Below are 21,198 nucleotides of genomic sequence, written 5' to 3'. Positions count from 1 at the left end.
CATGCAAACTCGTGACGATATTTTCAACACCCTGCGCGATGCCCTGGTCGAGCTGTTCGAACTGGATCCCGCTTGTGTAAGCATGGAAGCCAATCTGTATCAGGATCTGGAAATCGACAGCATCGATGCGGTCGACCTGATCGATCACATCAAACGCCAGACCGGCAAGAAAATCGCCGCCGAAGAATTCAAATCGGTGCGCACCGTCGGTGACGTGGTCGAGGCGGTGTTCCGTCTGGTTCAACCGGCCGCATGAGCCGACTGATCGGCCTGGGCCTGCTGCTGGCCGGTCTGCTGTACCCCTTTGCGGTGTATTTCGGCATGGAGCATTTCGCCCCGTGGCAATTTGCACTGCTGCTGGGCAGCCTGTGGCTGGCGCGAGCCCTGACCGGCGAACGCAAGCCCGGCAGCCTGTGGATGGCGTGCGTGGCGATGGTGTTCTGCCTGCTGCTGGCGGTGTTCGACAGCCCGCAGCTGCTGCGCTGGTACCCGGTGCTGATCAGCGCATTCATGCTGGTGCTGTTCGGCGCCAGCCTGAAATACGGCCCACCAATGGTCGAGCGTCTGGCGCGCTTGCGCGAGCCGGAACTGCCGCAGGTTGCCATTCGCTATACGCGCAAGGTCACGCTGGCCTGGAGCGTGTTTTTCTTCTGCAACGGTTTGTGCGCCGCCCTCCTCACCCTGTGGGCGCCGCTGGATTGGTGGATGTTGTACACCGGCCTGATCTCCTATGGATTGATCGGCCTGATGTTTGCCATTGAATGGCTGATACGACAACGGGTAAGAGGCCGTACATGAATTGGATAAAACTTGAGCAGCTGTCGCTCAAGGCACTGCCGGCACGGGCGATCTGCCAGGCGCCGGCACTCGATCACACGCAACTGCGAGCGCAGGCCCTGAGCGTCGCCGCGGGTCTGCAAAGCCGAGGCGTGAAAAGGCTGGCCGTGCATCTGGAAGATGCCGCCGACCTTGCCATCGCCCTGCTCGGCGCGTGGCGTGCCGGCGTCAGCGTGTTGCTGCCGGCGGATCTGCAAGCGCAGACGCGTCAGCGCTGGTCGCAGGAAGTCGATCTATGGCTGACCGATCAACCCGGCGACGCCCAGTTGCACGACTTCACTCAGCCCGGCCTGCCCGGTGCAGAACTGGATCTCGATCAATGCCGCCTGAGCCTGTGCACTTCCGGCTCTAGCGGCGAGCCCAAGCGCATCGACAAGACCCTGCGCCAATTGGCCAACGAGGTCGAAGCGCTGGAACAGTTGTGGGGCGCAGACCTCGGTGAAGCCTGCATCATCGGCAGTGTCGCCACGCAACACATCTATGGCCTGCTGTTTCGCGTGTTGTGGCCATTGTGCGCCGGGCGTCCGTTCGTGCGCCGGCAACTGGCCTTTTCCGAAGACCTGCAACGCGCCAGCCGCGAGCATCCGGCCTTTGCCTGGGTCGCCAGCCCAGCGCTGCTCAAGCGCATGGGCGACAACCTCGACTGGCCGGCCCTGAGCGCGGTGCGCCGGGTGTTTTCCTCCGGGGGCGCGTTGCCGTCGGAAGCGGCGCAAAGTCTGCAACAGCGCTTGCAGCAATGGCCGACGGAAATCCTCGGCAGCTCGGAAACTGGCGGCATCGCCTGGCGTCAGGGCGAGTCGTTGTGGCGGCCGTTTGCTGGCGTCGAACTGAGCCAGGACAGCGACGGCGCCCTGCTTATTTCTTCGCCTTATCTGCCTGCCGGCCACGTCGAACACAGCGCCGACGCCGCACGCATTGCCACCGATGGTCGCTTCGAACTGCTGGGGAGACTGGACCGCATCGTCAAACTGGAAGAAAAACGCATCTCGTTGCCGATGCTTGAGCAAGCCTTGGCAGCCCATGACTGGGTCGCCGAAGCGCGCCTCGGTGTCGTGCAGGAAAACCGCGCCTCGCTCGGTGCGCTGCTGGTGCTCAGCGAATCGGGCCTGTTCGCCCTGCGCGAGCACGGTCGCCGCGACCTGACCGAAACCCTGCGCAAACATCTGAGCCAACATTGCGAAGCCCTCGCCCTGCCCCGACGCTGGCGCCTGCTGCGGCAGATGCCATTGAACAGCCAGGGCAAACTGGCGCAAGCCGACGTCGAAGCATTGCTGCTGGCCGCGCGACCCAAAGCCCCCGAAGTGCTGGAGCAAAGCGAAAGCGACGGCGAGTGGAGCCTGCAACTCAGCGTGCCGCCGGATCTGGCCTACTTCAGCGGGCATTTTCCCAAGGCACCGGTGTTGCCCGGTGTGGTGCAGGTGGAATGGGCGCTGAATCTGGGTCGGCAGTTGCTGAAGCTGAATGGCGGGTTCGCGGGAATGGAGGTGCTGAAGTTTCAGCAACTGGTGCGCCCGGGTGATGAAATCCAGCTGCATCTGCGTTTCGATGCCGAGCGCGGCAAGTTGTATTTCGCTTATCGCAACGACACGGCGACCTGTTCCAGCGGACGCATTCTCCTGGGGCCTGCCCATGCATAACCCCTGCGCCGTAATCCCGGTATACAACCACGAAACCGCGATCACCACCGTGGTCGATGCCCTGCTCGCACAAGGTCTGCCGTGCATTCTGGTGGACGATGCCAGCGAGCCATCCTGCGCGCGGGTGCTCGACACCCTGGCCGAGCGCGACAGGGTTTTTCTGGTGCGCCTGACGGCCAATCAGGGCAAGGGCGGCGCGGTGATGACCGGTCTGCGTGAAGCCTCGCGTCTGGGTTACAGCCATGCCTTGCAGGTCGATGCCGACGGCCAGCACGATTTGCACGACGTCGCGCGCTTCGTCGGCGAATCCCGCGGCCATCCCGAGGCGATGATCTGCGGCTATCCGCTGTTCGACGAGAGCGTGCCGAAAGGGCGTTTGTACGCGCGCTACCTGACGCACGTGATGGTCTGGATCAACACCCTGTCGTTGCAGATTCGCGATTCGATGTGCGGCTTCCGCGTCTACCCGCTGGCGCCAACTCTGGCCGTGATCGACTCGGCGAAGGTCGGCAAGCGCATGGATTTCGACTCGGACATTCTTGTGCGGCTGGCCTGGCGCAATCAGCCGATGCGCTGGCTGCAGACAAGCGTGCATTACCCGCTGGACGGCGTGTCGCACTTTCGCCTGTTCCACGACAACGCGCTGATTTCCAGCATGCACACGCGGCTGTTCTTCGGCATGTTGCTGCGTTGGCCGGTGATCCTCTGGCGGCGGTGGAAACCATGAGCGAAGAAGTCGACAAGAAGCACTGGGCCGACCGCGAAGAGCGCGGCAGTTTCCTGCTGATGAAATTCACTGCATTCGCCGCCAAAGTCCTCGGACGGCGCCTGCTCAGCCCGTTGCTGTACGCCATCGTCCTGTATTTTTTCCTCTTCGGCCGCGTCGCCCGGCGCAGTGCCTGGCAGTACCAGCAGCGGCTGGCCGAGTGGAGCCGGCGCGACGACCTGCGCCCGAGCCACTGGCGGGTGTTCGGCCAGTTCATGACCTTTGCCGATTCGCTGCTCGACAAGCTCGACGTGTGGAACGGCAAGCTGAGCATCGAGCAGATCGAAATCATCGACCCGGCGCTGCTGCGCAAGCAGTTGCGCGGCAGTCGCGGGCAACTGCTGGTCGGCGCGCATCTGGGCAATCTCGAAGTCTGCCGGGCGCTGGCGGAGATCGGCGAAAAGGTCACCATGAACGTGCTGGTGCACACCAAGCACGCCGAACAGTTCAACCGCCTGCTCGGCGAGGCCGGGGCGACCAATCTGCGCCTGATTCAGGTCAGCGAACTCGACCCGGTGATCATGCTGCAACTGCACGAACGGCTGGAACGCGGCGAGTGGCTGGCGATTGCCGGTGACCGCGTGCCGCTGCACGGCGGGCGCAGCGTGACGGTGGATTTTCTCGGCCACCCGGCGCCATTTCCGCAAGGCCCGTGGTTACTGGCCGGCCTGCTCAAGTGCCCGGTCAATCTGCTGATGTGCCTCAAGCAAGCCGACGGCCACTATCGCCTGACCCTCGAACCGTTCGCCGACGCGGTGGTGTGGACACGCCGCGAACGCGAGCAGGTCATTCATCAGTGGGCCACCCGCTACGCGCAGCGCCTGAGTCACTATTGCCTCGAAGCCCCGCAGCAATGGTTCAACTTTTACCCTTTCTGGAAGACCGATGACGACGCCAACCCATGAGCCGGTAACCTTCGGCGAACGCCCTTTGCGCATCGAAGACGTGCTGGCCCTGGCCAACCGTGAGGCGCCCGTGCAGTTGCAGGCTGACGCCGACTATCGCGAGCGCATCGCCAAGGGCGCGCGGTTTCTCGATTCGCTGCTGGACAAGGAAGGCGTGATCTACGGCGTCACCACCGGCTACGGCGATTCCTGCGTGGTCGCGGTGCCGCTGCATCACGTCGAGGCGCTGCCGCGTCATCTCTACACCTTTCATGGTTGCGGCCTGGGCAAACTGCTCGACGCGCAGGCGACCCGCGCGGTGCTGGCGGCGCGCTTGCAGTCGTTGTGTCACGGCGTTTCCGGGGTGCGCGTCGAACTGCTCGAGCGTCTGCACGCGTTTCTCGAATACGACATCCTGCCGCTGATTCCCGAAGAGGGTTCGGTGGGTGCCAGCGGCGATCTGACGCCGTTGTCCTATGTCGCCGCAACCCTGTCCGGCGAGCGCGAAGTGCTGTTCCGTGGCGAACGTCGTCAGGCTGCCGACGTGCATCGCGAGCTAGGCTGGACGCCGCTGGTGCTGCGCCCGAAAGAGGCGCTGGCGCTGATGAACGGCACGGCGGTGATGACCGGCCTCGCCTGTCTCGCTTTCGCCCGCGCCGATTACCTGCTGCAACTGGCCACGCGCATCACTGCGCTCAACGTCGTCGCGCTGCAAGGCAATCCGGAGCACTTCGACGAACGCCTGTTCGCCGCCAAACCGCACCCGGGGCAGATGCAGGTCGCCGCGTGGCTGCGCAAGGATCTGGCGATCGACGCGCCGACCGCGCCACTGCATCGTCTGCAGGATCGTTACTCGCTGCGTTGCGCGCCGCATGTGCTCGGCGTGCTGGCCGACAGCCTGAACTGGCTGCGCGGCTTCATCGAAACCGAGCTGAACAGCGCCAACGACAACCCGATCATCGATGCCGAAGCCGAGCGCGTTCTGCATGGCGGGCACTTCTACGGCGGGCACATTGCGTTCGCTATGGACAGCCTGAAAAACCTCGTGGCCAACGTCGCCGATCTGCTCGATCGGCAATTGGCGTTGCTGGTCGACGAGCGCTACAACCACGGCTTGCCAAGCAACCTCTCCGGCGCGCCAGCCGATCGGGCCATGATCAATCACGGCTTCAAAGCGGTGCAGATCGGCACCAGCGCCTGGACCGCCGAAGCACTGAAAAACACCATGCCGGCCAGCGTGTTCTCGCGCTCCACCGAGTGCCACAACCAGGACAAGGTGAGCATGGGCACCATCGCCGCCCGTGATGCGATTCGCGTGCTGGAGCTGACCGAACAGGTCGCCGCCGCCACGCTGCTCGCCGCCAATCAGGGCGTGTGGCTGCGCGCTCAAGCCGCCGATGCGCGCCCGCTGCCGCCGGCACTGGCAGCGATGCACGAAGAGCTGGGCAAGGACTTCCCGCCGGTCATCGAAGACCGCGCCCTGGAAGGCGAACTGCGCCTGTGCCTGCAACGCATCGCCGCGCAACACTGGAGGCTGCATGCGTAGTGCCGGAGTGCTTCACGCCGATACCGAGATTCTCGTGCCGTTTTTCGACGTCGACACCATGCACGTGGTCTGGCACGGCCATTACGTCAAATACCTCGAAGTGGCGCGCTGCGCGTTGCTGGACAAGATCGGCCACAACTACACGCACATGGTCGAGTCGGGTTACGCCTGGCCGATCATCGATCTGCAATTGCGCTACGTGCGCAGCGCGGTGTTCGGCCAACGGCTGAACGTGCGCGCCAGCCTGATCGAGTGGGAAAACCGTCTGAAGATCAATTATCTGATCAGCGACCTGCAGACCGGCGAGCGCCTGACCCGCGCAAGCTCTGTGCAAGTCGCTGTGGAAGTCAGCAGCCGCGAGATGCAACTGGCCTCACCCAAAGTCTTCACCGATGCCGTGGAAAGGATGCTGCGATGAATGTGTTGTTCAAAAGCCTTGGCGCGTTGGCGCTGCTGGCCGTGTCGTCATGGGCCAATGCCTTCGACCTGCAACAACTCAGTGAACAACTGGCGAAACCGGATGTTATCCACGGCCAGTTCACTCAGGAAAAACACCTGCGCGCCCTGCCGCAGCCGCTGATCAGCAAGGGCAGCTTCGTCCTCGCGAAAAATCATGGCCTGCTGTGGCTGTTGAAAACTCCGCTGCAACAGGATTACCGCATCACCGCCAATGGCATCGCCCGCCGTGACACCAATGGCTGGCAACTCCTGCCGAACAAGAGCGCCGGTGCCGAGCAGAACCGTTTGTTCCTCGCCGTGCTGCAAGGTGACAGCAGCGGTTTGCAGCGCGATTTCGAACTGGCCCTGAGCGGCACGGCGCAGCAGTGGCAACTGACCCTGACGCCGCGTTCGATGCTGCTCAAGCAAGTGTTCCAGCAGATCAATATCGATGGCGGCGCCCTTGTGCAAACCATCGAGCTGCTGGAAACCCAAGGCGACAGCACCCTGCTGCGCATGCAGGACAGCACGGCCGAGCAACCCTTGAGCGAAGCGGAGCAACATGACTTTGCCGAGTGAACGCAAGCTGCCCTGGCTGTTTCTGAGCCTGCTGCTGGCCGTTGTCGTGCTGGCTGCCTGGCAGTGGCGCGACGGTGCGCCGCTGTCGGCCAATCTCATGGAGCTGGTACCCGGGACCAGTCCAGACGCGCTGGAGTTGCGCGCCGAACAGCGCATGCAAGAACCGCTCAATCGCGAAATGCTGGTGCTGGTCGGCCACGCCGATCGTCAGCAAGCGCTGACCATGGCCCAACAACTGGGCGAACAATGGCAGGCCAGCGGTCTGTTCGAAACCGTGCAATGGAACCTGCAAGCCGACTTGCCGGCGCTGCGCAAGCAATTGCTGCAAGGACGCCTTGCGATGCTCTCGGCGGATGATCGGCAGCTACTCAGCAAGCACCCCGACGCGTTCATCCAGCAGCGGGTGCAGGCGCTGTTCGATCCGTTCAACGGCTTTACCCTGGTGCCGAGCCAGGACGACTGGCTGGGCCTGACCGGGCGCATCCAGAACAGCCAGCCGAAACATGGCGCAGTGCAACTGGACATTGGCAGCGGCGCACTGGTCGCCGATGCCGACGGCAAGAGCTGGGTGATGATGCGTGCGCGCACCACCGGCAATGCCTTCGATATGAACCTGCCGCTGCAAGTTGCGGATCTGCTCCAGCACAGCCGCGAACAGGCGGCGAAAGGCGACGTGCAGTTGCTCGCCGCCAGTGGCCTGCTCTACGCCGCCAACGGCCAGCAACAAGCCACCCGCGAAATGACCTGGGTCGGCGGTGGTGCGACGGTTGGCATTCTGCTGTTGCTGCTGTTGGCGTTTCGCCGCTGGGGCGTGCTGCTGGCATTTGTTCCGGTGCTGGTCGGCATGCTGTTCGGCGCGGTGGCCTGCGTGGCGCTGTTCGGCCACATGCATGTGATGACGCTGGTGCTCGGTTCGAGTCTGATCGGCGTCGCCGTCGATTACCCGCTGCACTATCTGTCCAAGAGCTGGAGCCTCAAGCCGTGGCGCAGCTGGCCGGCCCTGCGCCTGACCTTGCCGGGGCTGACCCTGAGCCTGATCACCAGCGTTATCGGCTACCTGGCGCTGGCCTGGACACCGTTCCCGGCGCTGACGCAGATCGCCGTGTTCTCCGCCGCCGGCTTGCTCGGTGCCTATCTGTCGGCGGTCTGCCTGCTGCCGGCGCTGCTGAAAAATGTTCAACTGCGCCCGGCGCAATGGCCGCTGCGTCTGGCCGAGCGCCTGATTCATCTGCGTGAGGCGCTGCTCGGTTGCATTCGCACGCCCGCGCTGCTGGCGCTGCTGATCGCCTTCTGCATCGGCGGCTTGATGCAGTTGCAGAGCAAGAACGACATCCGCCAATGGGTCGGCGCGCCACAACAGCTGACCGACGAAGCGCAGACCATCGCGCGCATCACCGGGTATCAACCGACGAGCCAGTTCTTCCTGATCCGCGCGGCCAATCAGGAGCAATTGCTCGAGCGTCAGGCAGCGCTGAGCGAGCGCCTGCAGCAACTGGTCAACCTCGACAAACTGCAAGGCTATCTGGCCCTCGATCAACTGGTCAGCGCGCCGAGCCAGCAACAGCAAGTGCGCGAATCACTGAACAAGCTGCCGTCATTCTGGCAACCGCTGCTCGATCTCGGCGTGCCAGCGACGGCGTTGCAAAACGAATTGCAGCAATTGCAGACCCTGCCCGCCGAAGACATTGACGCCGCGCTGGCCGGCCCGCTCGGCGAGCCGTATCGGACACTGTGGCTTGGAACGACTGAAGACGGCGTCGCAGCAATCACCAGCCTGCAGGGCTTGAACAATCCGTCGTTGTTGCGCGTGCAGGCGCTCGATTTGCCGGGGGTGGTGCTGGTCGATCGCCTCGGTGATCTGAACAAGGTGTTCGCCGCCACGCAGATCAGCGCCGCCGAACTGAAACTGGCCTCCTGCGTGTTGATCGTGCTGGTGCTGATGCTGCCGTTCGGCCTGACCGGCGCCCTGCGTATCGTCGCCCTGCCGCTGCTGGCGGCGCTGTGCAGTCTGGCCAGCCTTGGCTGGCTCGGTCAGCCGCTGACCCTGTTCAGCCTGTTCGGCCTGTTGCTGGTGACGGCGATCAGTGTCGATTACGCAATCCTCATGCACGAACAGGTGGGCGGCGCGGCGGTGAGCCTGCTCGGCACCTTGCTTGCAGCAGTGACGACGTGGCTGTCGTTCGGCCTGCTAGCGGTGTCCAGCACCCCGGCGGTGAGTAATTTCGGCCTGTCGGTGAGCCTCGGCCTGGCGTTCAGCTTCATGCTCGCGCCGTGGGCCGGGCGCCATGAACCGGTTGCGGAGCCAGCGGCATGATGGTCTTCGGCTTCTGGTTGCTGGCCTTGGCGCTGTTTGCGCTGGCGACTCGTGTCGGCCGTCACTTCGGCCTGATTCCGATCGTCAGTCAGTTGCTGCTGGCGAGCTTCGGTTTGCCGTTGCTGATGTATTTCTGGATCGAGCCGGGCTGGCAGCTCAGCGGCGCACAACTGATCGCCCCGGACTGGCTGAAAAACCTCTACAGCCTGAGCTTCGCCTTGCTGCTCGGGCATATCCTCAGCGATGTCATCGATCTGCGTCTGGATCGCCAGAGCGTGAAAATCGCTATACCGAGTTTCGCTGTGCCGTTCGCTTGCGGGCTGGCGGTTGCGTACTGGTTGCTGCCGTCGCAGCCGTGGCTCAACGCACTGGCCATCGGACTGGTCTTCGCGATTACCGCGATCCCGGTGTTGTACCTGTACCTGCGTCATATCGATTACCCGCCCGCTGCCACGCGGCGGCTGGTGCAGACCGCGATCCTGATCGATCTGACCTGCTGGACGCTGTTCGGCCTAGCCCAAGGCAGCCTGCACCTGAGCAGCCTGTTGCTGCCTGTGGCCATGGCCGGCGTGCCGCTGCTTTTGCACCTGCTGCGCGTGCGTCGCCCGCTGACCTACAGCCTCGGCTTCTTCGCGTTGCTGGTCATGGCCGAGCATTACAAACTCAACGCGCTGATTTTCGGCATCGGCTATCTGCTGTGCATGGCGCTGCTGAAAGTGCCGTTGGTGCTGCCGTTGCCGGCACGCTGGATGAGCCGTTTGCAGACGTGGATCGCGATCCCGCTGATCCTCACGTTCGGCATCGTCCAGATCGACGTCCACAGCGCCCTCGCCAGCCTCGACGCCGGGCAATGGGCGGCGCTGCTGCTGTTGCCGATTGCCAGTAAACTGCTGGGCAACTGGCTCGGCCTCGGTTGGGCTGGAGCCTCGTTCGCGGGTGCCAGCCGCTGGCGCGAAAGCGTACTGCTGAACATTCGCGGCCTGAGCGAAATCGTCTTTCTCAATCTGCTGTTGCAACAACAGCTCATCACTCCGGCGCTGTATTTCGCGCTGATGCTGATGGGCCTGATCGCGACGCTGCTACCGGCCCTGATCGGCCTGCATCGCGCGCCCCTGAATCTGAACAGTCCTCTGCCCCGGAGCTCACGTGCCAATCGTTGAAATGGAATCCCGTCAGGTCGTGATCATCGGTGCCGGCCCGTCCGGTGCTATCGCCGCTGCCCTGCTCAAGCGCAAGGGCCACGATGTGCTGGTGCTCGAGCGCCAGCACTTCCCACGCTTCTCTATCGGCGAAAGCCTGCTCAGCCACTGCCTGGACTTCGTTGAAGAAGCCGGCATGCTCGACGCCGTCAACGCCGCCGGGTTCCAGCGCAAGACCGGCGCGGCGTTTGCCTGGGGCGAGCGCTACAGCGCTTTCGATTTTGGCGACACTTTCACCGCCGGCAAGCCGACCACGTTCCAGGTGCAGCGCGCCGATTTCGACAAGTTGCTGGCCGATCAAGCAGCATTGCAAGGTGCGGAAATCCGTTATGGCGATGCGATTGTCAGCGTCGATTTCGATCAGGCGAAACCACAACTCGATGTGCGTCGCGAAGATGGCAGCGAGTATCGCGTCGAAGCCGATTTCGTGCTGGACGCCAGCGGCTACGGCCGCGTGCTTTCGCGTCTGCTGGATCTGGAAGCACCATCGAACTTCCCGGTGCGTCAGGCGGTGTTCACCCACGTCGAAGATCACATCGACAACCCGGCGTTCGACCGCGAAAAGATCCTCGTCACCACCCATCCCGAGCATCGCGATGTGTGGTTCTGGACCATCCCGTTCAGCAACGGCCGCTGCTCGGTGGGCGTGGTCGCGGCTGAGGAACATTTTCAGGGCCGCGACAGCGATCTTGATGCCTGCCTGCGCAGCTTCATCGCCGAGACGCCGAGCCTCGCCGGGGTTCTGAACAACGCGGTCTGGGACACCCCGGCGCGCACCCTCGGCGGCTATGCGGCCAACGTGAAAACCCTGCACGGCCCGGGCTTTGCGCTGCTGGGCAACGCCGCAGAATTCCTCGACCCGGTGTTCTCCTCCGGCGTGACCATCGCCATGCGTTCGGCGAGCATGGCTGCCGGCGTGCTGCACCGTCAGTTGCAGGGTGAAACGGTGGACTGGCAAAGCGAATTTGCCGAACCGTTGAAACGCGGCGTCGATACCTTCCGTTGCTACGTCGAAGGCTGGTACGCCGGCACCTTCCAGGACGTGATTTTCTATGAGGACAGCCAGGCGGAGATTCGCCGGATGATCTGCTCGATCCTCGCCGGTTATGCCTGGGACGAGCGCAACCCGTTTGTCAGCGAAGCGCGGCGCCGGCTGAAGATGATTTCCCAACTCTGCGCGCAGGACGCCTCATGAATTACTTGAGCGACAGTTACGTAGAGGAAACCCGCTTCGGTCTTTGGTTCTTGCGCAGCCACACCTGGCAGCACCATGTGCTGCGCGTGGCGATCAATGATCTGCGTGGATTATTCAGTGAGCCGCTGCCGGAACGCCCGGTGCTGCTCGACGCCGGTTGCGGTCAGGGCAAGTCCTTCGGCCACCTGCGTCAGACCTTCGCCCCGCAGCGACTGATCGGCGTCGACGCCGACCCGCACAGCCTGCAACTCAGCGCCGAAGAGGCCACGCGCCTGGGCATGCCAGTCGAGTTGATCGGCAGCGATTGCGCCACGCTGAACGTCGCGGACGCCAGCGTTGACCTGCTGTTCTGTCACCAGACCTTCCACCACTTGGTCGAGCAGGAAAAGGCCTTGGCCGAGTTCTATCGCGTGCTCAAGCCGGGCGGCTATCTGCTGTTCGCCGAGTCCACCGAGGCTTACATTGATACCTGGGTGATTCGCTGGCTGTTCCGCCATCCGATGCACGTACAGAAGAGCGCCGCCGGCTATCTGCAGATGATCCGCGAGCAGGGTTTCGAGTTTGCCGAGCGCAATGTGTCCTACCCGTATCTGTGGTGGAGCCGGTCGAAGGATTTTGGTTTGCTGGAGCGGCTGGGGTTGAGCAAACCCAAGCCATCCGGTGAGCGCGAAGAGACGCTGGTAAACGTCGTCGCGCGCAAGCCATTGCAGGAATCTGTCTGATGTACGGCTATCGATCTGAACACCTGAAACCCTGTGGGAGCGAGCCTGCTCGCGAAAGCGGTGTATCAGTCAGCCAAAGTGGCGAATGTCAGATGGCATTCGCGAGCAGGCTCGCTCCCACAGGGTTTGCTGCATGGCTGGCGATCGTTTTGTCAGCCTTGCTGTTGAGTGCCTGCGCCAGCCAGCCACCGCTGCCAGCGGCCAACCCGACGCTGCCTCTGCCGCTGCAACTGCACATTGAGCGCGAGCAAGCCGGGCAGCGTCAGGACTGGCTGCTGGTGATCCAGCGCGAAGGCGCCGGCACGCGTTGGTCGATGATGGATCCGCTGGGCATTCCCCAGGCCCGCCAGCAACTGATCGACGGGCACTGGCAGGCCGACGGTCTGCTGCCGCCGAACCCGGAAGCGCGGGAGTTGTTCGCCGCACTGCTGTTCGCCTTGACGCCTCCTGCCGAGCTGCTGCGCAACTATCCCGACGCCCGGCAACAGGCCGATCAGCGTTCACTGCCGGCGCGCTGGAACATCCGCTATTCACAACCGTTGAGCTTCCAATTGAATCTGCCCCAAGGCCCGCACTATCGCGTTTCCCAGTTAGGTGAATCGACGCCATGACCGCTTACCTGAATGCCCTCGGCGTGATCTGCGCCCTGGGCCGCGACAAGTCTGAAGTCGCGCGCAATCTGTTCGCCGGCGACTGTTCGGGGATGCGCCGCGAGTCCGGCTGGGTCGCCGAACGTGAACTGCCTGTGGCTGGCGTACACGGTGAATTGGCGGCGATCCCTACGGACCTGGTCGAGCACAGCAGTCGCAACAATCAGCTGCTGCTGGAAGCCGCGCTGCAGATTCGAGACGACATCGATCGTGCGATCCAGACCTTCGGCCGCGAGCGCATAGGCGTGGTGCTAGGCACCAGCACCTCGGGCATCGACGAGGCCAGCCGGGGTCTGGCGCATTACATCCGCGAACAGCAATTTCCCCGCGAGTACGACTATCGCCAACAGGAACTCGGCGCCCCGGCGAATTTTCTCGCCGAATGGCTGCAACTGAGCGGCCCGGCCTACGTGATTTCCACCGCCTGTACCTCCAGCGCCCGCGCGCTGATGAGCGCTCAGCGCCTGCTCGATCTGGGCTTGTGCGACGCGGTACTGTGCGGCGGCGTCGACAGTCTGTGCAAGCTCACGCTGAACGGTTTCTCTTCGCTGGAAGCCGTTTCAGATGAGCGCTGCAATCCGTTCTCCGCCAACCGCAACGGCATCAATATCGGCGAGGCAGCGGTGCTGTTCGTGATGAGCAAACAGCGCGACGAAGGCCCGGGCATCGCCCTGCTGGGTGCGGGCGCCAGCTCGGATGCGCACCATATCTCCGCGCCGGAGCCGAGCGGTCGCGGCGCCCTGCAAGCCATGCAAAAAGCCCTTGGTCGCGCGCATCTGCAAGCCGGGCAAATCAACTACCTGAACCTGCACGGCACCGCCACCCAGCACAACGACGCGATGGAAAGTCTGGCGGTCGCGGCGCTGTTTCCCCAAGGCGTCGCCTGCTCGTCAACCAAGCCGCTGACCGGCCACACCCTCGGCGCGGCTGGCGCGCTGGAAGCGGCGTTCTGCTGGCTGAGCCTGAGTGCCGACAACCCTGAGCAGGCGTTACCGCCGCATATCTGGGACGGCCAGGCCGATCCCGCGCTGCCGCCGCTCAAGTGGGTGACCGCGAGCGAACGCCTGACGTCCATTGCACCGCGCTACCTGATGAGCAACTCGTTTGCCTTCGGCGGCAACAACGTCAGCCTGATTATCGGAGACGCCCCATGAGCCACTGGCCGCTCGCCGAACTGCTGCCGCATGCCGGCGACATGATTCTGATCGACGCGATCGAGCGCTTCGACGATGAGCAGATTTTCACCCGCCTCACGGTCAAGCCCGACGGCCTGTTCAACCTGCCCGACGGCAGCCTGCCGGCGTGGGTCGGCGTCGAGCTGATGGCGCAGAGCGTCGCCGCTTTCGCCGGTTGCCACGCCCGGCAGAAAGGCAATCCGCCGGAGCTGGGCTTTCTCCTCGGCACGCGCAAATTCGAGTGCAACGTCGAAGCCTTTGCGCCTGGCAGCGTGCTGACCATCCACGGCCTGCGCTCACTGGAAGACGACAACGGCATGGGCGTATTCGAATGTCACATCCACGGTGACGGCATTCATGCCAGCGCCCGGCTGAACGTGTTCCGTCCGCCGCATGCCAACCAATATCTGCAACAGACAAAGGAGTCGCACGATGACTGAATCCGTACTGGTCACCGGCTCCAGCCGTGGCATCGGCCGCGCCATTGCCTTGCGTCTGGCGCAAGCCGGGCACGACATCGTCCTGCATTGCCGCAGCGGCATGACCGAAGCCCAAGCGGTGCAGGCCGAAATCGAAGCATTGGGTCGCCGCGCACGCATTCTGCAATTCGACGTCGCCGACCGTGAAACCTGCAGAAGCATTCTCGAAGCCGACGTCGAAAACCATGGTGCCTATTACGGCGTGGTGCTCAACGCCGGGCTGACCCGCGACGGCGCGTTTCCGGCGCTGAGCGATGACGATTGGGACGTGGTCCTGCGCACCAACCTCGACGGTTTCTACAACGTCCTGCACCCGGTGATGATGCCGATGATCCGTCGTCGCGCCGCCGGGCGCATCGTCTGCATCACTTCGGTATCGGGCCTGATCGGCAACCGTGGCCAAGTCAATTACAGCGCCTCGAAGGCCGGCGTGATCGGTGCGGCAAAGGCATTGGCGATCGAGCTGGGCAAGCGCAAAATCACCGTTAACTGCGTCGCCCCTGGCCTGATCGACACGGCCATGCTCGACGAAAACGTGCCGGTGGAGGAACTGATGAAAATGATCCCCGCGCAACGCATGGGCACCCCTGAAGAAGTGGCCGCTGCGGTGAATTTCCTGATGTCGGCGGAAGCCTCGTACATCACCCGCCAGGTGCTGGCGGTCAACGGAGGCCTGTGCTGATGAAGCGCGTCGTCGTCACCGGCATGGCCGGCATCACCTCGCTGGGCAGCGACTGGCCGACCATCGCCGGCAATTTCGCGGCCAATCGCAGCGGCATTCGCCGGATGGACGAGTGGGATCGCTTCACTGAGCTCAACACGCGTCTGGCCGGGCCTATCGATGATTTTCTCGTACCGTCGCACTGGACCCGCAAGCAATTGCGCAGCATGGGCCGGGTTTCGCGACTGGCGGTCGGCGCAGCAGAAAAGGCTCTGGCCGATGCTGGCCTGCTCTGTGACGAATCGATCAAGGACGGGCGCATGGGCGTCGCTTGTGGTTCATCTACCGGTAGCACTGACGAGATCAAAGCCTTCGGCAACATGCTGCTCAACTCGGTGGCCGAGGGGCTCAACGCCAACTCCTATGTGCGGATGATGCCGCACACCACCGCCGCCAATATCAGCATTTTCTTCGGCCTCACCGGGCGCCTGATCCCGACCTCCAGCGCCTGCACCAGCGGCAGCCAGGGCATCGGCTACGCCTACGAGGCAATCAAGTTCGGCCGCTTGCCGTTGATGCTCGCCGGCGGTGCCGAAGAACTGTGCCCGACTGAAGCCATGGTGTTTGACGCGCTCTACGCCACCAGCCTGAAAAACGATGCACCACAGACCAGCCCACGCCCGTACGACAAGGGCCGCGACGGTCTGGTGATCGGCGAAGGCGGCGGCATGCTGGTGCTTGAAGAGCTGGAACACGCCCTCGCCCGTGGCGCGCACATTCACGCGGAAATCGTCGGTTTCGGCAGCAACGCCGACGGCCAGCACACCACCCGCCCGGAACAGGTCACCATGCGCCGCGCCATGGAGCTGGCCTTGGAAGATGCCGGCCTCAGTCCGGACGCCATTGGCTATGTGAACGGCCACGGCACCGCGACCGAACAGGGCGACATCGCCGAAACGCTGGCCACCAGCAGCTTGTTCGGCGAACACATGCCGATCAGCTCGCAAAAGAGCTTTCTCGGCCATACCCTCGGTGCCTGCGGTGCGCTGGAGTCATGGTTCAGCATCGAGATGCTCAACAGCGACCGTTACGTGCACACCTTCAACCTCGACGAGGTCGACCCGCACTGCGGCAAGCTCGATTACCTGCGCGGCGAATTTCGTCAGATGCACCACGACTACGTGATGAACAACAACTTCGCTTTCGGTGGCGTCAACACCTCGTTGATCTTCCGCCGCTGGGCATAACCGAATCAATCCAGGTCAAGGAGACCTACATGCACTTCAAGAAATTCGCCGCCGTTACCCTGCTGCTCTGCGCCCTGCCAGCGGTCAGCCAGGCCCGCGACACGGCGGTGTACCTGCCATTCGACAAAGCCGTCGCCGAAGCCACCCGCTCCGGCAAGATCGATGGCAGCGTGAAATTCTATCTGGCCGGCAACACCCCGGCCGGCAAAGTCACCGTGGTCAGCCCCGACGCTGTGACCAACAAGAAAACCAACGCCTTCAACAAGTCCGACGAAGTCGCCTGCGAATGGGTTGCCCAATCGGCAATCATCAGCCTGCACCAGGCCGCGAAAAACGCCGGCGCCAACGCCGTGACCAACATCGTCAGCTTCTACAAGCGCAACGAGCGCAAGGACGCGCAAACCTACGAATGCCACGCCGGCGCGATCATGGCGGGCGTTGCGCTGAAGGGTGATCTGGCGAAGGTTCAGTAAACGCCAGAAATGACAAAGGGCGCCGTTTGGCGCCCTTTTTATTTGCAGTGATTCAGCAGCATCTACACTCGCTGATGCAGGTCGCAGCACCGTCACCTGCCCTCGCAGTCTCTTTCACCGTCAAAGGAGATGACCATGCAAGTGAAAGCCCTGATGGCCGCTGCGCTTATCGCCCTGCTGCCCAGTGCCAGCCATGCCACCAACCTCATGTACATGCCTTTCGAAACCGTGCTGTCGGACGCCATTCGCGCCGGGCGGCTGGATGGCAGTGTGAAGTTCTACCTGATCGGCAACGGGCCGCAGGGCACTCAGCAGTTGCTGCGCCAAGGGGTGGTCAGTGATTTGCAAACCAACGGCTTCAACAAGAGCGATCAGGCTTCGTGTGAATGGGTGTTGCAGTCGAATCTGATCAAATTGCAGGCTGATGCCAAGCGGGTCGGGGCGAATGCGGTGGTCAACATCGTCAGTTACTACGACCAACGTGTACGCAAGGATTTGAATACCTACGAGTGCCGGGCAGGAGTTTTTGTTACCCGGGTGGCTTTGAAGGGGGATTTGGTGCGGTTGCCCTGAAATCTGTGATGTTTGGGCCGACGCCTTCGCGAGCAGGCTCGCTCCCACCTTGGAATGCGTTTCCCTGTGGGAGCGAGCCTGCTCGCGAAAGCGCCAGCCGCCTTCACACCGTCAGCGGTTCAACCTTGCGCGTCAGCAGTTCGACAAATGCCTTGGCCATCGGCGATTTCTGATCTTTGCGCTGCACCAGCCACACCGCCGAAATCGCTTCGGGATCGAGCAGCGGACGGTAGACCACGCCGTCGATGCGCATGCGTTGGTAGGACGCTGGCAGCACCGATACACCCAAGCCCGCCGCCACCAGACCAATAATGGTCATCGCCTCACCAGCCTCTTGAGCGAAGTGCGGGCTGAAGCCGGCGTCACGGGCCAGGCTCAGCAGTTGTGCGTAGAGCCCGCTGCCATAGCTGCGCGGGAAAAACACGAATGGCTCCAGCGCCAGCGCCGATAGAAACAGGCCTTCATCGCTACTTTGGGCCAGTGGATGCTTGGAGCTGAGCACCGCCACCAATGGCTCGCGCATCAACTCCACAACACTCAGTGAATCTGGCAATCCGAGCGGGCGCATGATGCCGACTTCGATCGACTCGTCCACCAGAGCATCGGCGACCATGGTGCTGCTCATTTCGCGCAGGTTCAGATGCACCGCCGGAAAGCGCTGACGAAAGGAAAAGATCGCCTGCGGAATGGTCGAGTTGAACGGCGCCGACGAAGTGAAACCAATCTTCAATTCACCCAGCTCGCCAAGTTGCGCACGGCGCGCGACATCCGCTGCCTTGTCGACTTGTGCCAGCACCAGCCGCGCCTCCTGCAGAAACAGGCGACCGGCCTCGCTCAACTCGACCCGACGATTGGTGCGTTCGAACAAGCGCGCGCCGAGCTGTTGCTCCAGCGCCTGAATCTGCTGGCTCAGCGGTGGCTGGGAGATGCCCAGCACCTGTGCGGCGCGGCCAAAATGCAGTTCTTCGGCGACGGCGATGAAGTAACGCAGATGACGCAATTCCATAGAATTTCCATTGGGTCGCAAAAGCTATCAAACAGGTCGAACAATATATTGGATAGAAACATTAGCCAGCTATATGATTTTTTCATTGCCTGCCCGGCTGTGCTTTCCGAGGTCTGAAGTGAAAACTGCTGTCGCGCCCCTTGCCCACGAAGTCCCGCCCGCTGCCGGCGACGATACCCTCGCCGAGCTGCAAGAGATCTACATCGAAAAAGGCACGCCGGCGTTCATGCGCACGGTGCTGGCGCTGTTCTGTGGCGGCTTTGCGACGTTTGCCCTGCTCTACTGCGTACAACCGATGATGCCGCTGCTGTCCCACGAATACGGGATCAACGCGGCGCAGAGCAGTCTGATCCTCTCGGTGGCAACCGGCATGTTGGCCTTCGGTCTGCTGATCACCGGGCCGATCTCCGACCGCATCGGCCGTAAACCAGTGATGGTCGCGGCGCTGTTCGCTGCCGCGTTGTGCACCATCGCCAGTTCGATGATGCCGAGCTGGCACGGCGTATTGATCATGCGCGCGCTGATCGGCCTGTCGTTGAGCGGCCTGGCAGCAGTGGCGATGACCTATCTGAGCGAAGAAATCCATCCACAGCACATCGGCCTGGCGATGGGTTTGTACATCGGCGGCAACGCGATCGGCGGAATGAGCGGACGCTTGATAACTGGCGTGCTGATCGACTTCGTCAGCTGGCACACGGCGATGCTGGTGATCGGCGGTCTGGCGCTGGTCGCGGCGGCGGTGTTCTGGAAGATCCTCCCGGAGTCGCGCAACTTCCGCGCCCGCTCGCTGCACCCGCGCAGCCTGCTCGACGGCTTCACCATGCACTTTCGCGACGCCGGTCTGCCGCTGCTGTTTCTTGAAGCGTTTGTGCTGATGGGCGCGTTTGTCACGCTGTTCAACTACATCGGCTACCGCTTGCTGGCTGCGCCGTACAACCTCGATCAGGTATTTGTCGGATTGCTCTCGGTGGTCTACCTGTCGGGGATCTACAGCTCGGCGAAGATCGGTTCGCTGGCGGACAAACTGGGGCGGCGCAAAGTGCTCTGGGCGACCATTGCGCTGATGTTCGCCGGACTGGCACTGACCATGTTCACCTCGTTGTTGCTGGTGATCGTCGGCATGCTGGTGTTCACCTTCGGCTTCTTCGCCGCGCACTCGGTAGCAAGCAGTTGGATCGGCCGGCGCGCATTGACCGCCAAGGGTCAGGCGTCGTCGCTGTATCTGTTCAGTTATTACGCCGGGTCGAGCATTGCCGGGACGGCGGGCGGGGTGTTCTGGCATCTGGGCGGGTGGAACGGCATCGGCCTGTTTATTGGTGCGTTGTTGCTGATTGCCCTTCTGGTGGCGTTGAAGCTGGCGAAGTTGCCGCCGTTGCAGGGTGTCAAAGCCTGACATAAAACCCTGTGGGAGCGAGCCTGCTCGCGAATGCACTGTGTCAGGCAACATCAGTGTTGAATGACACACCGCTTTCGCGAGCAGGCTCGCTCCCACAGTTGATCTGTGTCCGACATTGGATCGTGCAAACCAAAACGCCCGGCATTGGCCGGGCGTTTTTTATTGGGCGCTGATCACTCGTGATACTGCGCCGAAAGCTCATGCACCGCACGCAGGAATGCGCCGGCATGTTCCGGATCGACTTCCGGGGTGATGCCATGACCAAGGTTGAACACGTGGCCGCTGCCCTTGCCGTAGCTGGCCAGAATGCGCCCGACTTCAGTGCGGATCGCTTCCGGTTTGGCGTAGAGCACGGTCGGGTCCATGTTGCCTTGCAGCGCGACCTTGTCGCCGACACGGGCACGGGCGTTGCCGATGTCGCAGGTCCAGTCCAGGCCGAGGGCGTCGGCGCCGGCTTCGGCGATGCTTTCCAGCCACAGGCCGCCGTTCTTGGTGAACAGAATCACCGGCACTTTGCGTCCGTCGTTCTCGCGGATCAGGCCGCTGACGATTTTCTTCATGTAGGCCAGGGAGAATTCCTGATACGCGGCTGCCGACAGGTTGCCGCCCCAGGTATCGAAGATCTGTACCGCTTGCGCACCCGCCATGATCTGGCCGTTGAGGTACGACGTCACCGACTGCGCCAGTTTGTCGAGCAGCAGGTGCATGGCTTGCGGGTTGTCGTAGAGCATCGCCTTGGTCTTGCGGAAGTCTTTCGAGGAGCCGCCTTCAACCATGTAAGTCGCGAGGGTCCACGGACTGCCGGAGAAACCGATCAACGGCACGCGACCGTTGAGTTCGCGACGGATGGTGCTGACCGCATCCATCACGTAGCCGAGGTCTTTGTGCGGATCCGGGATCGGCAACGCTTCGATGTCGGCCATCGTGCTGACGACTTTTTTGAAGCGCGGACCTTCACCGGTCTCGAAGTACAGGCCCTGGCCCATGGCATCGGGAATGGTGAGGATGTCGGAAAACAGGATCGCCGCGTCCAGTTGCGGGTAGCGGTCGAGCGGTTGCAGGGTGACTTCGCAGGCGAATTGCGGATTCATGCACAGGCTCATGAAGTCGCCGGCATGCGCGCGGCTGGCGCGGTACTCCGGCAGGTAGCGACCGGCCTGGCGCATCATCCACACAGGGGTGACGTCAACGGGTTGCTTGAGCAGGGCGCGGAGGAAACGGTCGTTCTTCAGGGCAGTCATGTCGGCATCCGGAAAAAAAGTGCGGGCATTTTCTCAGAGCGCGAGGCAAAAGGCACGGATGTGGGTCAGCCTTTTGTCTATCGGGTCAATTTGTCGCGCTGGAATGCGCTATCAGCAACACCGAGAAACAACTGTGGGAGCGAGCCTGCTCGCGAAGAGGGCTTCACATTCAACATCTCT

22 protein-coding genes are annotated in these 21,198 nt (G+C 62.8%); 20 read left to right on the top strand and 2 right to left on the bottom strand.

Annotated features, from left to right (window positions below; genetic code table 11):
- Position 1 precedes the first annotated feature (1 nt).
- The 19 genes from AB9L16_RS01805 (at position 2) to AB9L16_RS01715 (ending at position 17,375) form a co-directional block, all read left to right on the top strand.
- Positions 2–256, top strand: coding sequence for an acyl carrier protein (locus tag AB9L16_RS01805; protein ID WP_150638062.1), 255 nt, complete (start codon positions 2–4; stop codon positions 254–256).
- Positions 253–798 carry a hypothetical protein gene (locus AB9L16_RS01800; protein WP_076565270.1) on the top strand — a complete coding sequence of 182 codons (546 nt, stop codon included), beginning with the start codon at positions 253–255 and terminating at the stop codon, positions 796–798. The genes AB9L16_RS01805 and AB9L16_RS01800 overlap by 4 nt, the downstream gene beginning before the upstream one ends.
- Positions 795–2,474: an AMP-binding protein gene (locus AB9L16_RS01795; protein WP_375123018.1), complete on the top strand. Its 1,680-nt coding sequence runs from the start codon at positions 795–797 to the stop codon at positions 2,472–2,474. Before AB9L16_RS01800 ends, AB9L16_RS01795 begins: the two co-directional genes overlap by 4 nt.
- Entirely contained in the window at positions 2,467–3,201 is a 735-nt protein-coding gene (locus AB9L16_RS01790; protein WP_056787395.1) for a glycosyltransferase family 2 protein, read from the top strand. The genes AB9L16_RS01795 and AB9L16_RS01790 overlap by 8 nt, the downstream gene beginning before the upstream one ends.
- Positions 3,198–4,145 (top strand): glycosyl transferase, encoded by a 948-nt coding sequence (locus AB9L16_RS01785; RefSeq protein ID WP_375123017.1) that lies wholly within the window; start codon positions 3,198–3,200, stop codon positions 4,143–4,145. Before AB9L16_RS01790 ends, AB9L16_RS01785 begins: the two co-directional genes overlap by 4 nt.
- Entirely contained in the window at positions 4,126–5,670 is a 1,545-nt protein-coding gene (gene hutH, locus AB9L16_RS01780) for a histidine ammonia-lyase (RefSeq protein WP_375123016.1), read from the top strand. Before AB9L16_RS01785 ends, hutH begins: the two co-directional genes overlap by 20 nt.
- Positions 5,663–6,088 (top strand): thioesterase family protein, encoded by a 426-nt coding sequence (locus tag AB9L16_RS01775; RefSeq protein WP_056787385.1) that lies wholly within the window; start codon positions 5,663–5,665, stop codon positions 6,086–6,088. The genes hutH and AB9L16_RS01775 overlap by 8 nt, the downstream gene beginning before the upstream one ends.
- Positions 6,085–6,687 (top strand): outer membrane lipoprotein carrier protein LolA, encoded by a 603-nt coding sequence (locus tag AB9L16_RS01770; protein ID WP_056787382.1) that lies wholly within the window; start codon positions 6,085–6,087, stop codon positions 6,685–6,687. Before AB9L16_RS01775 ends, AB9L16_RS01770 begins: the two co-directional genes overlap by 4 nt.
- The gene (locus AB9L16_RS01765; protein WP_375123015.1) at positions 6,671–9,001 is read left to right on the top strand and encodes an MMPL family transporter; all 2,331 of its coding nucleotides are present in this window, start codon (positions 6,671–6,673) and stop codon (positions 8,999–9,001) included. The genes AB9L16_RS01770 and AB9L16_RS01765 overlap by 17 nt, the downstream gene beginning before the upstream one ends.
- Complete coding sequence (locus AB9L16_RS01760; protein ID WP_375123014.1) at positions 8,998–10,161, top strand: sodium:proton antiporter; 1,164 nt, start codon at positions 8,998–9,000, stop codon at positions 10,159–10,161. The genes AB9L16_RS01765 and AB9L16_RS01760 overlap by 4 nt, the downstream gene beginning before the upstream one ends.
- Positions 10,148–11,395 carry an NAD(P)/FAD-dependent oxidoreductase gene (locus AB9L16_RS01755; protein ID WP_122705111.1) on the top strand — a complete coding sequence of 416 codons (1,248 nt, stop codon included), beginning with the start codon at positions 10,148–10,150 and terminating at the stop codon, positions 11,393–11,395. Before AB9L16_RS01760 ends, AB9L16_RS01755 begins: the two co-directional genes overlap by 14 nt.
- The gene (locus tag AB9L16_RS01750; protein ID WP_375123013.1) at positions 11,392–12,117 is read left to right on the top strand and encodes a class I SAM-dependent methyltransferase; all 726 of its coding nucleotides are present in this window, start codon (positions 11,392–11,394) and stop codon (positions 12,115–12,117) included. Before AB9L16_RS01755 ends, AB9L16_RS01750 begins: the two co-directional genes overlap by 4 nt.
- Entirely contained in the window at positions 12,117–12,728 is a 612-nt protein-coding gene (locus AB9L16_RS01745) for a hypothetical protein (RefSeq protein WP_177327007.1), read from the top strand. The genes AB9L16_RS01750 and AB9L16_RS01745 overlap by 1 nt, the downstream gene beginning before the upstream one ends.
- Positions 12,725–13,921 (top strand): beta-ketoacyl-[acyl-carrier-protein] synthase family protein, encoded by a 1,197-nt coding sequence (locus AB9L16_RS01740; protein ID WP_150638046.1) that lies wholly within the window; start codon positions 12,725–12,727, stop codon positions 13,919–13,921. The genes AB9L16_RS01745 and AB9L16_RS01740 overlap by 4 nt, the downstream gene beginning before the upstream one ends.
- On the top strand, positions 13,918–14,382 hold the full coding sequence (locus AB9L16_RS01735; protein WP_056787367.1) for a hotdog family protein: 465 nt from the start codon (positions 13,918–13,920) through the stop codon (positions 14,380–14,382). Before AB9L16_RS01740 ends, AB9L16_RS01735 begins: the two co-directional genes overlap by 4 nt.
- The gene (fabG, locus tag AB9L16_RS01730) at positions 14,375–15,103 is read left to right on the top strand and encodes a 3-oxoacyl-ACP reductase FabG (protein ID WP_375123012.1); all 729 of its coding nucleotides are present in this window, start codon (positions 14,375–14,377) and stop codon (positions 15,101–15,103) included. Before AB9L16_RS01735 ends, fabG begins: the two co-directional genes overlap by 8 nt.
- Positions 15,103–16,329, top strand: coding sequence for a beta-ketoacyl-ACP synthase (locus AB9L16_RS01725; RefSeq protein ID WP_375123011.1), 1,227 nt, complete (start codon positions 15,103–15,105; stop codon positions 16,327–16,329). Before fabG ends, AB9L16_RS01725 begins: the two co-directional genes overlap by 1 nt.
- Before the next feature lie 29 nt (positions 16,330–16,358).
- The gene (locus AB9L16_RS01720; RefSeq protein ID WP_041477580.1) at positions 16,359–16,802 is read left to right on the top strand and encodes a hypothetical protein; all 444 of its coding nucleotides are present in this window, start codon (positions 16,359–16,361) and stop codon (positions 16,800–16,802) included.
- Between the two features lie 135 nt (positions 16,803–16,937).
- A complete protein-coding gene (locus tag AB9L16_RS01715; protein ID WP_095181024.1) occupies positions 16,938–17,375 on the top strand; it encodes an excinuclease in 438 nt (145 codons plus the stop codon).
- 103 nt (positions 17,376–17,478) lie between these two features.
- On the opposite strand, the gene AB9L16_RS01710 is transcribed toward AB9L16_RS01715, so the two are convergent.
- Positions 17,479–18,381 carry a LysR family transcriptional regulator gene (locus AB9L16_RS01710; protein WP_076565243.1) on the bottom strand — a complete coding sequence of 301 codons (903 nt, stop codon included), beginning with the start codon at positions 18,379–18,381 and terminating at the stop codon, positions 17,479–17,481.
- A 118-nt stretch (positions 18,382–18,499) separates the two neighbouring features.
- Between AB9L16_RS01710 and AB9L16_RS01705 the strand changes: the two genes are divergently transcribed.
- Positions 18,500–19,774 carry an MFS transporter gene (locus AB9L16_RS01705; protein WP_375123010.1) on the top strand — a complete coding sequence of 425 codons (1,275 nt, stop codon included), beginning with the start codon at positions 18,500–18,502 and terminating at the stop codon, positions 19,772–19,774.
- A 176-nt stretch (positions 19,775–19,950) separates the two neighbouring features.
- Here the strand turns inward: AB9L16_RS01705 and hemE are convergent, their stop codons facing one another.
- The gene (gene hemE, locus AB9L16_RS01700; RefSeq protein WP_056787355.1) at positions 19,951–21,018 is read right to left on the bottom strand and encodes a uroporphyrinogen decarboxylase; all 1,068 of its coding nucleotides are present in this window, start codon (positions 21,016–21,018) and stop codon (positions 19,951–19,953) included.
- Positions 21,019–21,198 lie beyond the last annotated feature (180 nt).

This window comes from Pseudomonas sp. LW8 (genome assembly GCF_041956865.1).
Taxonomy (GTDB): Bacteria; Pseudomonadota; Gammaproteobacteria; order Pseudomonadales; family Pseudomonadaceae; genus Aquipseudomonas; species Aquipseudomonas siliginis.
This window is presented reverse-complemented; position numbering and strand designations above follow the sequence as displayed.